General features: G+C 42.1%; 11 protein-coding genes and 1 pseudogene. 11 read left to right on the top strand and 1 reads right to left on the bottom strand.

What is annotated here, in order from left to right; translation table 11 throughout:
• Positions 1 to 123 (top strand): annotated as a pseudogene (locus DEM91_RS10250) (transposase); the annotation flags it as partial.
• Here the strand turns inward: DEM91_RS10250 and DEM91_RS10245 are convergent.
• Positions 112 to 495: a TetR/AcrR family transcriptional regulator gene (locus DEM91_RS10245; RefSeq protein ID WP_249858859.1), complete on the bottom strand. Its 384-nt coding sequence runs from the start codon at positions 493 to 495 to the stop codon at positions 112 to 114. The pseudogene DEM91_RS10250 and the gene DEM91_RS10245 overlap by 12 nt on opposite strands.
• 252 nt (positions 496 to 747) lie before the next feature.
• On the opposite strand from DEM91_RS10245, the gene DEM91_RS10240 reads away from it, so the two are divergent.
• The 10 genes from DEM91_RS10240 to DEM91_RS10195 all read left to right on the top strand — a co-directional run bounded on the left by DEM91_RS10240 (position 748) and on the right by DEM91_RS10195 (position 14,753).
• Positions 748 to 3,066 carry an NADP-dependent malic enzyme gene (locus DEM91_RS10240; protein WP_249858858.1) on the top strand — a complete coding sequence of 773 codons (2,319 nt, stop codon included), beginning with the start codon at positions 748 to 750 and terminating at the stop codon, positions 3,064 to 3,066.
• 47 nt (positions 3,067 to 3,113) lie between these two features.
• Positions 3,114 to 3,953: a 4-(cytidine 5'-diphospho)-2-C-methyl-D-erythritol kinase gene (gene ispE, locus DEM91_RS10235; protein ID WP_249858857.1), complete on the top strand. Its 840-nt coding sequence runs from the start codon at positions 3,114 to 3,116 to the stop codon at positions 3,951 to 3,953.
• 246 nt (positions 3,954 to 4,199) lie between these two features.
• On the top strand, positions 4,200 to 4,517 hold the full coding sequence (gene rplU / locus DEM91_RS10230) for a 50S ribosomal protein L21 (RefSeq protein ID WP_102188168.1): 318 nt from the start codon (positions 4,200 to 4,202) through the stop codon (positions 4,515 to 4,517).
• Between the two features lie 20 nt (positions 4,518 to 4,537).
• Positions 4,538 to 4,828: a 50S ribosomal protein L27 gene (rpmA, locus tag DEM91_RS10225; protein WP_008121848.1), complete on the top strand. Its 291-nt coding sequence runs from the start codon at positions 4,538 to 4,540 to the stop codon at positions 4,826 to 4,828.
• Positions 4,829 to 5,070: 242 nt separating this feature from the next.
• Complete coding sequence (gene serS / locus DEM91_RS10220) at positions 5,071 to 6,360, top strand: serine--tRNA ligase (RefSeq protein ID WP_249858856.1); 1,290 nt, start codon at positions 5,071 to 5,073, stop codon at positions 6,358 to 6,360.
• 14 nt (positions 6,361 to 6,374) lie between these two features.
• Entirely contained in the window at positions 6,375 to 6,998 is a 624-nt protein-coding gene (locus DEM91_RS10215; protein ID WP_249858855.1) for an outer membrane beta-barrel protein, read from the top strand.
• Between the two features lie 92 nt (positions 6,999 to 7,090).
• Positions 7,091 to 9,436: a bifunctional dihydroorotate dehydrogenase B NAD binding subunit/NADPH-dependent glutamate synthase gene (locus DEM91_RS10210; RefSeq protein ID WP_249858854.1), complete on the top strand. Its 2,346-nt coding sequence runs from the start codon at positions 7,091 to 7,093 to the stop codon at positions 9,434 to 9,436.
• Between the two features lie 2 nt (positions 9,437 to 9,438).
• Positions 9,439 to 9,807 (top strand): DMT family protein, encoded by a 369-nt coding sequence (locus tag DEM91_RS10205; protein WP_008121840.1) that lies wholly within the window; start codon positions 9,439 to 9,441, stop codon positions 9,805 to 9,807.
• 767 nt (positions 9,808 to 10,574) lie between these two features.
• Entirely contained in the window at positions 10,575 to 13,298 is a 2,724-nt protein-coding gene (locus tag DEM91_RS10200) for a TonB-dependent receptor domain-containing protein (protein WP_249858860.1), read from the top strand.
• Positions 13,299 to 13,301: 3 nt separating this feature from the next.
• The gene (locus tag DEM91_RS10195; RefSeq protein WP_249858853.1) at positions 13,302 to 14,753 is read left to right on the top strand and encodes a hypothetical protein; all 1,452 of its coding nucleotides are present in this window, start codon (positions 13,302 to 13,304) and stop codon (positions 14,751 to 14,753) included.
• The last annotated feature ends 112 nt before the right edge of the window (positions 14,754 to 14,865 follow it).

Here is a 14,865-nt window from a genome sequence, read left to right as displayed (position 1 = left end):
AACAGAGCCACAAATGCCAATGCTGAATCCTTCAACGCAAAAGTCAAAGCCTTCAGGGCACAGTTCAGGGGAGTAACAGATATTCCTTTCTTCCTTTACAGGCTTATGAAATTATGTGCATGAGAGGGAGGGGTGCAACTGGGTTTTACGACTGACCCGATCTTCATAATACGCAGGCGTTATTTTAGCTAATTTGGTGACTTGGTAATGATAAGACTCAATCAGAATATCCATTACATTGCTGCTTTGTTGGAAAGAAAAGGCTTTCATGTGTGCATCAAATTCTGCTTCGGAAGCCTTCATCCCTTCTAACAACAATTCTTCCTTATTCTGATAAATCTCATACAGCGTGCGTTTTGATATGGAAAGGCGTTTGGCAATATCATCCATCTTAACGGCTTTGATTCCTTTGGTATAAAATTCATTCATAGCCGTAGCTAAGATACGCTCACGCAACTCTTGTCTGTAAGAATTTTGACTGTTATTTTTACGCATAGTGACCAATGATTATCAAGCAAAATTAGATAAATTTTCCGAATTATGAGCCAATGAGATAAAAAAAGTACTTTTTCCTTCTAAGGAAAGTTTCAAAAAAAACAATAAACCACGCCAAGTATTCATGGAATTTTACTAACTTTGCTTGAATGTTATAAGTTCATTATATAATAGGTTCAGTGATATAGAGAAAATGCGTTAGTCGTTCATCTCTTCTATGAACCTCATTTGTTTCATTAGGAATCAAACTTTATGGTTAAAATTACAAAAGAAGCCGCTTTGGCTTATCATGAGGGTGAACGCCCTGGAAAAATAGAAGTAAAGCCAACTAAACCTTATCGCACACAAACAGATTTGAGCTTAGCTTATTCGCCAGGAGTGGCATATCCCTGCTTAGAAATACAAAGCAATCCAAACGATGCATACCGATACACCGACAAAGGAAACTTAGTGGCAGTGATTTCCAATGGTACTGCCGTCTTAGGTCTTGGCGACATTGGAGCCATTAGTGGCAAACCTGTCATGGAAGGAAAAGGCTTGCTGTTTAAGATTTATGGTGGGATTGATGTGTTTGATATCGAATTGGATGAGAAAGATCCTGAAAAGTTTTGTGAAACGGTAGAACGCATTGCGCCTACTTTTGGTGGCATCAATTTAGAGGATATCAAAGCCCCAGAATGTTTCTATATCGAACAAAGATTAAAGAAGACATTGGACATTCCAGTGATGCACGACGATCAACATGGCACAGCTATCATTTCTGCAGCAGGTCTAAAGAATGCTTTAGAGGTAGCGGGCAAGGATGTGAAAACGGCAAAACTCGTTATCAATGGCGCTGGAGCAGCAGCTATCAGTTGTACCAATCTGTATATGGCACTCGGAATTCAGAAAGAAAACATTGTGATGTTAGACTCTCATGGGGTGATAACAGTTGACAGAGAAGACCTGAATCCACAAAAAGCAGCTTTTGCGACCAATCGTACCGACATACACACACTACAGGAAGCGATTAAAGGTGCAGACGTTTTTGTGGGTCTCTCGAAAGGGAAGGTGCTCACAAAAGACATGATACGCTCCATGGCGGATCGCCCTATTGTGTTCGCATTGGCAAATCCTATTCCAGAAATAAGCTATGAAGAAGCCATAGAGAGCAGACCTGACGTGATAATGTCCACAGGACGAAGTGACTATCCCAACCAAATTAACAACGTCATCGGGTTCCCATATATCTTTAGAGGAGCGTTGGATGTCCATGCAAAAGCCATTAACGAAGAGATGAAAATGGCTGCTGTTCAGGCAATAGCAGACTTAGCAAAGCAACCCATCCCTGATGTAGTGAATGAAGTGTATCACATCAATGACTTAGTTTTTGGTCCTGCATACTTTATTCCCAAGCCTATCGACCCACGACTCATTACAGAAGTCAGTGTTGCGGTAGCGAAAGCTGCGGTAAAAAGCGGAGTGGCAAGAACGCCAATAGAAGACTGGGGCGCATATAGGGAATCGCTCAAGCAGCTGCTTGGACAAGAATCAAAATTCACAAGAAAGCTCCATGCCTCCGCTGTGCGACATCCACAACGTGTCGTATTTGCAGAGGGAGAGCATCCTACCATGATGAAAGCTGCTTTTCAGGCGATGCAGGAGGGAATCTGTCATCCTATCTTATTAGGTAATCCCGACCGTGTAGGTCGATTAGCCAACAGACTCAAGATTGATTTAAAAGGTGTCGAAATCGTTGATATGCGCGCTGATCAAGAGCAAGGCAGACGAGCTGCCTTCGCTAAACACTTGGCAGAAAAGTGCGAAAGACAAGGATATACTTTTGACGAAGCGTATGACAAGATGTACGAGCGCAACTATTTTGGTATGTCGATGGTGGAGCATGGAGATGCAGACGCTTTTATTACAGGGCTTTATACAAAGTATTCGAACACCATTAAAGTAGCCAAAGAAGTTATCGGGATTCGTCCTGGTTACGACACCTTTGGTACTATGCATATTTTGGACACCAAAAAAGGTATATATTACATTGCTGATACATTGATTAATCGTCGACCTGACGAAAAAGTTCTGTATGACATAGCTCGTTTGAGTGCCCATTCGGTCAAGTTTTTCAATGACGAACCAGTCATGGCTATGATTAGTTATTCTAACTTTGGTTCCGATTCTGAGTGGAGTCCACATGAAGTTCATACGGCTGTAGAAAAACTGCAAGCTGACTTTCCTGACTTAGCAGTGGATGGAGAAATGCAGGTTAACTTTGCCATGAATCGCAAACTGCGTGATGATAAGTTCCCCTTTACTCGTTTGAAAGGAAAAGAGGTGAACACATTAGTATTTCCAAATATTAGTAGTGCGAATGGAAGTTATAAACTTCTGCAAGCCTTAGACACCGATACCGAAATCATCGGTCCTATCCAAATGGGACTGAAAAAGCCAATTCACTTCACGGATTTCGAATGTTCTGTTCGCGATATCGTGAATATTACTGCGATAGCAGTGATTGATGCGTATGTAGAAAAGGTGAAAAAAGGAGTGGAAGATTCGTACCAAACGATGAGTAAAAAGTAACTGTATCACGAAGATGCGCTAATAAGCAATAAAACAAGTAAAAGAATATGGTGGTATTTCCATGTGCTAAGATAAATTTAGGACTTCAAGTAGTGGGTGTTCGGGAGAATGGGTATCATGACATCGAAACCGTTTTCTACCCTATCCCACTTCATGATGCCCTTGAGATAACTCCTATGGATGAAGATTTTCCGTCAGACACTCGATGTGATATCAAGATAACGGGCAATTTCATACCAGGCAAAGACACTGATAACTTGGTCGTTAAGGCTTATAGGCTGCTGGCTAATGATTTTGATTTACCTAAAATCCATATCCACTTATTTAAGCAAATTCCAACACAAGCAGGATTGGGAGGTGGCTCCAGTGATGCGGCATATATGCTGAAGTTGTTGAATGAACAATTCTCTTTGAACTTAACAATTGACAAGCTGAAAGACTATGCAGCTCGTCTTGGCGCTGATTGTGCTTTTTTTATTAAGTCTGAACCTTGCTTTGCCTCTGGTATTGGTGACGTTTTAGAACCCATATCAAACTCATCGTACCTGCTCAAAGGATACAAACTTGCACTTATCAAGCCCGACATTGCTATTTCTACCAAAAAAGCTTATCAGCAAATCAATGTAAAAAAACCGTCTGTATCGTGCAAAGATATCATTCATCAACCGATAAAATGCTGGAAAGACGAATTGTTCAACGATTTTGAAACACCTGTATTCCAAGAATTTCCCGAGTTAAAAGTCATCAAAGAGCAGCTTTATCAGCAAGGTGCCATTTATGCATCCATGTCAGGTAGTGGTAGTGCAATTTATGGAATCTTTGAAGATGAACCGAAAAACATCCGCAAACTATTCGATTCCTACTTTACTGAAATCTTAACACTATAAGCGCTATTTTATTGAATCCAGTAATAGTATTTTTCAAGTTTGTGACAGATAGTTTTGTTAGAAATTGCATCAAAAGAGGGATTCGTTCGTTAATGTCTCTTAAAAAGGCACGCTCTTTTTGTATAAAGAGTATCATAACTCAATAAAAATGATTAATTTTGCAACCGATTTAGTCCGTTTTGGCAATAAGAAGTACTGAGATGTATCAGTCGCCTTGCGGAGAAACCCGTTTATAATTAATTAATAATGTACGCAATCGTAGAAATTAACGGTCAGCAGTTTAAGGCAGAACAGGGCAAGAAGCTCTTTGTTCATCACATGAAAGATGTTGAAGCTGGAAAAACTGTTGAGTTCGACAAAGTGCTCTTGGTAGACAAAGAAGGAGCAATCTCTGTCGGCGCACCCACAGTAGAAGGTGCAAAAGTAGTAGTAGAAGTTGTGAACCCTCTTGTGAAAGGTGACAAAGTCATCGTTTTCAAGATGAAGCGTCGCAAAGACTATCGTAAGAAGAATGGTCATCGCGAGCAGTTCACTGAAGTAGAAGTTAAACAAGTAATCGCTTAAATTTTAGGAGGAATTCAACAATGGCACATAAGAAAGGTGTAGGTAGTTCTAAGAACGGCCGTGATTCAGAATCGAAAAGATTAGGCGTAAAGATTTGGGGTGGTCAGAGTGTCATCGCAGGCAACATCATTGTTCGTCAGCGTGGCTCTAAGCATAACCCAGGACAGAATGTAGGAATGGGCAAAGACGATACACTATATGCTTTAAGTGATGGTATCGTTTACTTCCAAAAAGGTCGTAAAGACAAGAGTACCGTTTCTGTTCTTTCAGAAGAAGCTTACGCAGAAAAAATGAAAAAAGCAGAAGCTTAACAATTTTCAAACTTATTCCAAACAAACAACAGGATTCCCAATTCTCTACAGAGGATTGGGATTCTTGCATTATGAAACAAACTTTTATTCATATCTTCTCAAACAACCATCAGTAGTACAGAAACTTGACTTAAAATGAAAAACACTTTGACAAACTACTAAAATATCTCCATTCAATGTACTGGATTCAATTAAAAATAGTAACTTTGTGAACAGAACGAAATATTTAAAACAAAATAGATATGCTTACACTTAAACTCATCAGTGAAGAAACTGAACGTGTGGTAAAAGGATTAGAAAAGAAACACTTTGAAAACGCGAAAGAGACCATTGCTCAAGTACTGGACATCGATAAAAAACGTCGGGAATCACAACAGAAACTTGACAAGAATAAGCAAGAAGCAAACCAGCTTTCTAAAAAGATTGGAGGGCTGATGAAAGATAAGAAGATGAACGAGGCCAATGAGATAAAAGCTCAAGTGGCAGACTTAAAGAAGGAAGCAAAGTCTCTTCAAGATGCAATGGAAACGGCAGAACACGAATTAACCGAATTGTTATGCACGATTCCTAATATTCCAAATGCTGACGTTCCAGAAGGGAAAGATGCCTCTGATAATGTCGTTGTTAAAGAAGGAGGTGTTATTCCGGATTTACCAGACAACGCATTGTGCCATTGGGATTTGTGCAAAAAATACAATCTTATCGATTTTGATTTAGGCGTTAAGATTACTGGAGCTGGTTTCCCTATATATATAGGTAAGATGGCACGTTTCCAACGAGCTTTAGAGGCGTTCTTCTTGGAAGAAGCTCGCAAAGCAGGATATCTCGAAGTTCAACCTCCTTTTGTGGTTAATCAGGCTTCAGGATATGGAACAGGACAATTACCAGACAAAGAGGGACAAATGTATCACGTGCAATTGGATGATTTGTATTTGATTCCTACAGCTGAGGTTCCTATTACAAATATTTTCCGTGATGTGATTTTAGACGAGAAAGATTTGCCCATTAAGCGTTGTGCATACTCTGCATGTTTCCGTCGTGAGGCTGGCTCTTACGGTAAAGATGTGCGCGGGCTTAACCGCTTACACCAATTCGATAAAGTAGAACTCGTGCGGATTGATCGCCCAGAACACTCTTATCAATCTCTTCAAGAAATGCTGAATCATGTGGAAGGCTTGTGTCAAAAGCTGGAACTCCCCTATCACATCTTGAAACTTTGTGGCGGTGACATGAGCTTCACCTCTTCTATATGTTACGATTTTGAAGTTTGGAGTGCTGCACAAAAGAGATGGCTTGAAGTTTCGTCTGTTTCTAACTTTGAGACTTACCAAGCTAATCGCTTGAAATGCCGTTACCGTCACACGGACGATGGCAAGATAGAACTTTGCCATACACTCAATGGCTCTGCACTTGCATTGCCACGTATCGTTGCAAGCATCCTTGAAAACAATCAAACACCCAATGGTATCCGTGTGCCAAAAGCCTTGGTACCCTATTGCGGTTTTGAAATGATTGATGACCAGAACTTCTAAAAATAAGTAGTATAATGAAGTGTAAATATATTTATACTTTTCTTTTCTTATTTCTTTCAATCCACAGTGTAGCACAACATAAGGTGGGCGGCATGACCTTCAAGCCTTATGTTGGCTACAGCTTTGCAAGTATGTTTAACGGAGACCTTGACTTTAGAAAAAGTGTTATGGCTGGTGTGGATATCGAAAAAAGATATTTTAAGCACCTATCTGTCAGCGGAGGCGTAAACTATGCCCCTATGGGAGGTATTTATAATAGTTCTGGCAAAGATATGTTTGTTTGGAAGCACGATTATATCGCCTTCCCTATCACAGCCAATTGGTATATCTTCAAAGGCTTCGCATTAAAAACAGGCATTCAACCTGCTATCAGTATAAGAAGCAGACAAGAAAGCATTGATGTCCCTACCATGATTGATCGTAATATGGAAGGACAATTAAATACATTTGATTTGACCATTCCTGTGGCAATTTCATACGAATTGTATAACTTTGTGCTGGATATAAGGTGGAATATTGGAGTCACTGATACGGGAAGTGCAGACGCGTGGAAGCATGATTATTACATGGTCAATTCCAAGCTACAAGGAACAAATTTTGCTTATGTGTTTTCCATTGGCTACCAATTCGATTGGTAAATACCGCATCTCAGGCCAGCGTAGTCTACTCATAAAACAAACTATAAATATTGATTATTATATAACCTAAATTACTAATACAAAAAACGATTATGAATAAAATTATTCGTAAAAAACAATTTTCCGAAAAGGTATTCTTGTTTGAAATCGAAGCACCACTCATTGCTAAGAGTCGAAGAGCTGGTAATTTCGTGATTGTACGAACAGGAAAACGCGGAGAGCGCATGCCTTTAACTATTGCTGATGCCGACCCAAAACGTGGTACCATCACATTAGTAGTACAAAAGGTAGGTAAATCTTCCTACAAATTATGTGAGCTTAACGAGGGCGATTATGTGACAGACGTTGTAGGACCATTAGGAAATGCCACCCACATTGAGAAGTTTGGAACCGTACTCTGTGCTGGCGGAGGTGTTGGTGTGGCACCTATGTTGCCCATCATCAAAGCATTAAAGAAGGCAGGTAACAGAGTGTTGTCCGTTTTAGCAGGCAGAAGCAAGGATCTTATCATCATGGAAGATGAAGTAAGAGCCAATTCTGACGAAGTTATCATCATGACAGATGACGGCAGCTATGGAGAAAAAGGCGTGGTAACCGTAGGTATGGAGAAGTTTATAGAGCAAGAGCATGTCGACAAGGCCTTTGCCATAGGTCCTCCTATCATGATGAAATTTTGCTGTTTGCTTACCCAAAAGTACAACATCCCTACCGATGTGTCTCTTAACACCATTATGGTTGATGGAACTGGCATGTGTGGTGCTTGCCGTCTCACCATAGGTGGAAAAACAAAATTTGTTTGTATTGATGGTCCTGAATTTGATGGTGCTTTAGTCGATTGGGACGAGATGTTCAAACGAATGGGAACATTCAAGGATGTGGAACGCATAGATTTGGAGCGTTTGCAGGCACACAAGGAAGCGGTAGAGCAAAAACAAGTGAAGCCGAAACCTAACATAAAGATGGATGTAGAGCCAACCGAGGATAAGTTAGATGTACTCACTGATCGCAATGCAGAATGGAGAAAAGAACTTCGGGCTTCCATGAAACCAAAAGAACGCACCGCTATTTCGCGCGTCCAAATGCCAGAATTGGATCCAGTGTACAGAGCTACAACTCTAAGAGAAGAAGTCAACAGAGGCTTAACCAAAGAAATGGCAATGACAGAAGCTAAGCGTTGCCTCGATTGTGCAAAGCCCACCTGTGTAGAAGGCTGTCCTGTAAATATCAATATACCTTCGTTTATCAAAAATATAGAGCGTGGACAATTCCTCGCTGCTGCAAAAGTGTTGAAGAGTACCTCTGCCCTACCTGCTGTTTGTGGACGTGTATGCCCACAGGAAAAACAGTGTGAGAGCCGTTGTATACATCTGAAGATGAAGGAACCAGCAGTAGCTATCGGTCATTTGGAGCGCTTTGCTGCAGACTATGAACGTGAAAGCGGAAAGAGTTCACTCCCCGATTTGCAGCCTGCCAATGGTATCAAAGTCGCTGTTATCGGCTCAGGACCAGCAGGATTAAGTTTTGCTGGCGATATGGCAAAATATGGTTATGAAGTACACGTCTTCGAGGCTTTACATGAAATTGGTGGTGTATTGAAATACGGCATCCCAGAGTTCAGGCTCCCCAATGACATTGTAGACGTTGAAATAGAAAACCTTCGCAAGATGGGTGTTCATTTTGAAACGGATTGCATTGTGGGCAAAACGATTACGATACAAGAATTAGAAGATGCTAATTTTAAGGGTATCTTTGTTGGATCGGGTGCGGGTCTACCAAATTTCATGGGTATTCCTGGCGAAAATGCTATCAACATCCTGTCGTCCAACGAATACCTCACGCGTGTGAACCTGATGGATGCTTCTAATCCAACATCCGATACTCCTATCAACTTGGGCAAGCATGTAATGGTTGTTGGCGGTGGTAACACAGCCATGGACTCGTGTCGAACCGCCAAACGACTTGGGGCAGATGTGACCTTAGTATATAGACGCTCCGAAGCAGAAATGCCCGCACGTTTAGAAGAGGTGAAGCATGCCAAGGAAGAGGGTATCCACTTTATGTGTTTACACAATCCTATTGAGTATTTGACGGATGAAAAGGGGGCAGTAAAATCAGCTGTTTTGCAAGTCATGCAGTTGGGTGAGCCCGATGCCAGCGGACGCCGTCGTCCCGAACCTATTGAGGGCGAAACCATTACTTTAGATGTTGATCAGGTTGTTGTTGCCATCGGTGTGAGTCCTAACCCACTTGTTCCACGTTCTATCGAAGGACTGGAACTGGGCAGAAAGAACACCATCGTTGTGAATGAGAACATGCAATCTAATAAACCCGAAGTATATGCCGGTGGTGACATTGTAAGAGGTGGAGCTACTGTCATTCTTGCCATGGGTGATGGGCGTCGAGCTGCGTCAAGTATGGACGAACAATTGAAAAAATAAAAATGACGGGTATCTATACCATTCTATTACTCATCTGTAGTAATATCTTTATGACGTTGGCATGGTATGGCCATCTTAAGTTACAGCAAACAGGGGTCAGTTCTAACTGGCCTCTGTTTGCTGTTGTTATCTTCTCATGGTGCGTGGCTTTCTTGGAATATTGTTGCCAAGTGCCAGCCAATCGTATCGGATTTGCAGACAATGGAGGACCTTTCTCGTTGGTACAACTCAAAGTCATTCAAGAGGTTGTTAGTCTTACAGTGTTTGGCGTATTTTCCACTATTTTCTTTCAAAACGAAAGCTTGCACTGGAATCACATTGCTGCATTTGGCTGTTTACTATGTGCCGTTTATTTGATGTTCATGAAGTAATCGCATCCACAATAACAAGCGATGTTTTAAGCTTTTCCCTGTACCAGCGGTTTGATGTGAAGTTTATTCATGTCACCTTATCCAAGAGCAACGTTTGTCTGAAACATCAAAGTTATTTACCATTGTGCAATGATTTACAGGAAATCCTAACGAGAAAGATTAAGGTTATAGCCTTAAGGCTGGTTCTATAAATTACCACCGCATATAGTCATTAAAATTTTATGAAATACGTTTTGTTTTCTTTTGGCTTCTTTTTATATAAAACAGGCTGCGCCTCAACAATTCAAAACAAGTTTGATTGTATTCGGCTTGCTCTGTTTTTGGTTCAAAATGTAAGTTCGTTCAGTCGTGTAGCTCGCTACACTCCTTCACTCTCTTGCATTTTGACCTCAAAAATAAGCTCAAAATCTAACAAAGCTAATTTATAGAACCAGCCTTAAACGTCTATAGATAAGCGAAATAACCAAAGTTGTTCAATGAAAAGCCTTAATTGAATACTCGGCAAAAAAAATAATTGATTAAACTTTTATGGAAGGCAAATATCATTTTGTAAAGTAAATTTAGACCATATCCTTTGATATTTGCCGAAAAATAGTTTACTTTGCACCGTTTTTTGAACCTTTATAAGGTAAGCAGATTGTATTTGACAACAATTATTTTTTATAATTACAAACGCATTAACAGCAATGAAAAAACTTGCCCTATGGCACAGCGCGTGCCTCGTGGCTTGCATCCTATTTGCGAAAACAGCCGATGCAAAGTCTATAATGCCCAAGGATTTCAACCCTTTGGCAGGTGTAAACAAAATAGAGAACAACGACAAAAATCTCTTGGACAGCATCAATCTTGATGAGGTTGTAGTAACAGGACAAGGCAACGCTATACGTCGCCGCCGTTTGTCGTCGTCGGTAACGAAGATATCAGCAAGCGATCTGCAGAAGACACCTGCCACTCGTATCGACCAAATGCTGCAAAATGCACTGCCCAATGTGCAACTGTCGCTTACCAACGGACAGCCAGGAACCACCTCTATCATCAAGTCACGAGGATTGTCATCGGCTTTTGCCAACTCCACACCTATTATATATATAGACGGTGTACGCATCGACAACCTCAATACCGGTTCTATCCTTAATTATTCAAAACATGGATATGGAGCCAATCCATACACCATTGGTGACATGCCCATGGGCGAGATGGCATCGTCGAGTACGCTCAGCGACATCTCCATTGAGAACATCGACCACATAGAATATGTACCGGGAGGAGCTGCCACCACGCTTTATGGGTCGGATGCTGCCAATGGTGTGATACAGATTTTTACAAAGAAAGGTACCGAAGCAGGCTTCCAAGCCACTGTAACAGCCGAAATGGGGTGCGACGTACCTACCACACAGTTTTATCACTTTCGACGTACTCGCGAATTGCTCAACCAAACTGGTTTTCAACAGCGGTATCGCCTGTCCCTGTCGGGTGGCAATCAAACTTTTGGGTATAGCTTAGGAGCCAGTATGGGTGGTAATACGGGAATCATTATTCACAACAACAACGAACAAAAAAGGTACGACATACGCTTTGGTTCGCATGCGCGATTACACCGCACTTTGGAATATCAAAACTCGTTTGGCTTTGTAGCAGAGGACTACAGACGCAGTCGCAATGGTAATCAGGGCTTTTACACTGGGCTATGGTTTACGGAGGGCGCTGCCGCAGCCAACATGAAGTACCAAGCAGCCGACGGCACACAGCACAATTTCAATGCCGACATTGATGCAGTAGACGACTACCAATTTGCACAAATGAAAGCTTTTGTGGACAAAGCCGAAGCGCTACAAAACTACAAGGAGTCTGTGAAGCGATTCCAAACTTCGCAAGTGCTTATATATAAGCCTATTTCAAATCTCACGTTAAAGGGAACTTTTGGATTGGACTACCGTGCCAATGGCAACAAAGAAATTGTAACCAACCAGTATTTGGTTCACACCCAAGTAAAGCCCATAGGTACTACAGACGCTGGGCGCATCAACAATTTCGACCGCACCTACTTTGGGCTGACAGCCGACCTGAATGCACAACACAAGGCATACTTTGAACACGGCATTAGTAACATTGTCACTGCTGGATTTCAATACTTCAACAACCACGATCATCAGGCTATTTACAATGGCTCCAACGTACGCGACGGAGCAAAAGTGATGTCGGGAGCAGGAACACAACAAGCTGACGAATGGATGAGCTACCTACACAGCTACGGATTTTACGTACAAGATAACATTGGATTGCTAAATCGCTATTATCTTGATTTAGGTGCTCGCATCGACTACAATACAGCCTTTGGCGAGAATGTAAGGTGGCAGTTTTACCCAAAGGTAGGTCTGTCTTACGTAATGACCGATGAGCCTTTTATGCGCTCACTCGTGAGTCGTCGCATACTCACCACGTTACGCTGGTTTTGCAACTATGGAGTGGCAGGCAGTTACCCACCACCCTTCGCCTATCAAAAGACAGTGGACATCAGTTCCTTTCAAGGTAAGTTAGCCGCTACATTTGGACAATACGGGAATGCCAATTTAGGTCCCGAGAAGAAACATGCCTTTGAGATAGGATTCGAAGGCTCCCTCTTCAACGACCTTTGCTCCATTGGCTTCACCTACTATCATGCTCGTACACTCGATGCACTGTTCAGCATTCCCACGCTCCCCTCATCGGGACAAGCAGCCAACTATTTGGCAAACATCGGTGATATCCTTAATCATGGAGTAGAAATCAACACTCTCATCACTCCCATCCGCACGAAGGATTGGCGTGTAAGTCTGCGTACATCGTTCAATACCAGTCACAACAAAGTACTGAGTACGGGAGGAGCAATACCCTTTGCCATAGGGGGCTTTGGTCCCAGCACCATTCAGACAGTAGTTGAAGAAGGTAAATCAGTAGGATTTTTACGAGGAAACAAAGCCATACTCAACGAAGACGGTACTCTGAAGGAAGTACAGCAAATGCAAGATTTAGGACGCACGGTGCCAATTTTTTATGGTAACATGATGCTAAATGTAAACTATCGGTCGTGGCAGTTCACTATGAGTGGCGACTACCAAGCAGGCTCGTACGTGCATTCGTTCGACCGACAGTTCCGCTTTTCCAAAGGACTGAAAGATGACGCCATACCACAAGCGGCTCTCATGGGAAAACCACAAAAGAAAAGCTGGCTCAACTTTACCAATTACTTTGTAGAGAAAGCCGACTTTCTAAAGATAAGGAACATCGCCTTGAGCTACAAACACACTTTCACATCGGGCAGGACACCTGTCAAGGCAGTAAACATCGGACTGAACGTGTACAACCCCCTGAGCCTTACAGCAGCTTCTGTAGATCCCGAAGCCACTATTGCAGGGGCACGGTCGCAAGGTGCCGTAGCGACAGGTGGACTTAATTATTCCACCTATTCTATGCCTCGTCAATACATCATTTCCATTCAATTAAATTTGTAAAACATGAATAAGTTCATTACACATAGCACAGGATTGGCACTTACGTTCATACTCGCTTCTTGCAGTCTGATAGAGCCAACCGAAGTAGAGAACCCCAATGTTGGAGAAGACACATACTTAGCATCAGATCGTGCCATGGATATATGGGTCAACGGTGCAGAGAAAGCATTTGCTACCACCATTGCCAAATTTTGTCTTCATACCGAAATTATCTCTGATAACTATTTCAACAACTATACGCGTGAAAGCAAAGTGTTTGACAAGCCAGAACTGAAAAACACCGATCCTGACATTGCCGACCTGCAACGCTTGGTTGCTAATTTGCGTGAATCTGCCGATTATGGCATCAATACGGTGAGCCAACACGACAAACACACCACCGCAGAACATCTGTTCAAGTTACATACGATGAAAGCCTATGCCTTCTTGCTGGCAGGTGAGAACTTTCGAGCCTTACCCACCACTGTAGGAGGCAATCCGCTACCAGCAAATGACCAACTGCAACTGGCGAAAACCACCCTTGACAAAGCACTGACGTATGCCAATAACAATCACGAAAAAGCATTGGTACACACCCTCAAAGCAAGAGTATACTATGTGATGGGAAAGGCGCAAAATGCTATTGAAGAAAGTAACTTGGCACTGCAAAATAGCAACGACTTTATAGAGCAAGTAACCTTTGATGGCAAGAACAATGTGACCAACAGCATGCAAGATGTTATTTGGAAAACAATGTACCAGCCACTACCCCGTCTCGACTTCCTCGATCCAAAATACTTCCAGCTGAAGTCAACCGATGAATGCCCTATCAGTATTGCAAAAGCCGAAGAAAATTATCTCATTTTGGCAGAAGCCTACCTGTCTCAAGGACAATCGCAACAAGCAAAGAAAGAATTAAATCAACTGTTGCTGCTGGTTGCTAAACGACCAGTACAACAGCAACTTAACGACCAATTGGAAGGACGGTATAATGGTGGATTCAAACACTATCCCGATGCAGCTGACTACCGAGTGGCAGCATCGCCCAATGCCCCATACCGCAGTGGACTGGTGTTGAATCGTAAATCGCCGCATCTGATACAAGTTCCCACGGTGTCGGGTACATCGGTCACTGCAGAGATGATAGATGAATGCAAAGACAACGACGCTTTGTTAGAACTTATCTACCTGATGCGCCAAGAAATATTCTTGGCAGAAGGACGACGCATGAGCGACTTGGGCATTCGGCTGCCTATAAGTGACGTAGAAATAGCACACGCCCCAGCTGCCAAGACCTATGCAGAACCGCTCATCCCCAAATTTATCCCCTTGGAGCAAGGCATGGACAACTTCGATATAGACACCGAAAAAAGATTGGTGACCATACATTACAACATGAACCACCTCATCGTCATCAATAAGAACAGACCAGAGGTGGCTCCCCTTTTCACTACCTCCAGCAGCAAAGGCAAATAACTTAACCGTACAAAACAGTCTGTTTTATTGGGCAAAACTGTCTTATACTGAAATAGCTTGACATATTATTAACCTCATAAAAAGTAAAATAATATGACAAAAGAACTTAAAA

The organism is Prevotella sp. TCVGH (assembly GCF_023522295.1).
Lineage (GTDB): Bacteria > Bacteroidota > Bacteroidia > Bacteroidales > Bacteroidaceae > Prevotella > Prevotella timonensis.
This window is presented reverse-complemented; position numbering and strand designations above follow the sequence as displayed.